Origin of the sequence: Tumebacillus flagellatus (assembly GCF_000714935.1) — a bacterium.
Classification (GTDB): domain Bacteria; phylum Bacillota; class Bacilli; order Tumebacillales; family Tumebacillaceae; genus Tumebacillus; species Tumebacillus flagellatus.
Genome location: NZ_JMIR01000095.1, coordinates 1 through 826, shown reverse-complemented (window position 1 = coordinate 826; position 826 = coordinate 1). Strand labels below are relative to the sequence as shown.

Annotated in this window: 2 protein-coding genes; both read right to left on the bottom strand. The window is 56.7% G+C overall.

Annotation, left to right across the window (positions count from 1 at the left end; all coding sequences use genetic code 11):
* Window positions 1-403 (bottom strand): BRO-N domain-containing protein (locus EL26_RS23120; protein ID WP_274518924.1); only part of this gene is annotated, 403 nt, incomplete at its 3' end.
* Between the two features lie 86 nt (window positions 404-489).
* Window positions 490-826 (bottom strand): hypothetical protein (locus tag EL26_RS25720; RefSeq protein WP_038094868.1); only part of this gene is annotated, 337 nt, incomplete at its 5' end.

Genomic DNA, 826 nt, shown 5'->3' with positions numbered 1-826 from the left:
TCAGTGCGGTGTCCAGTTCGTATGCCACGCGGTCGAGCTTCGCGTCACGGTCTTGGATCGTGGCGGCCAGTTGCGTGATGGCGGCGAGTGCTTCGCTCATCTGTGCCATGAGTGCAGGTTGAGCGCCGCTGAGGGTGTAGCTGCCGGTCTGGCGAATCGCCGGGAGCACTTCTTCCGCTACCCAATCGCTGAACCGCTCAGCCTCCTTCTTTCGACTCGTGAAGATCAGTTTGTAGAGGCCCGCTTCGTTCACCACGGCCATCTTCTGATTTCCCCCAAGGGTCCCCACAGTATGGGACCCCTTTTGCTTCTCGCTCAGACGCGCCAGAGCAGTGTCGTGCTTGGCGAGTTCCAACACCTCGCACACATCCTTGGCGACAAACCAAGGGGCCCCATTAATCATGAACGTTCGTACTTCTCGCCCGTCGTATTGGAAGACATTAAGCAGTTCTTGCATGATTCTCGCTCCTTCAGTTGTGGGGTCCCTTGCTATTCACTTTTCTTCTTGCTCGGCTTCATGCGGCGCTTGCTCAGGCGGATCTTGACGATGGTTTCCGTGCTAGTGTGCTTGGAGATCATGTCCGGCGTGAGCTTCCCCTGTGCCGTCATGATGGAGTAGTCGAACGGGGTTTTCAGTTCGTCTTTCGCCACCAGCAGCTCGTTGGCGAGCGCGTCCTTGTCGAAGATGTCTTTCACGTACGCCTTCTTGGAAAGCAAGGCGTACTCGCCGTTCGGCAGCGGGAGCACAAGGTCGTCATCGATGTCCTCCATGCCTTCGAAGAACGCTTCGATCTCTTCGAAGAGGATTTTGTTCTCTTCCTTGCGC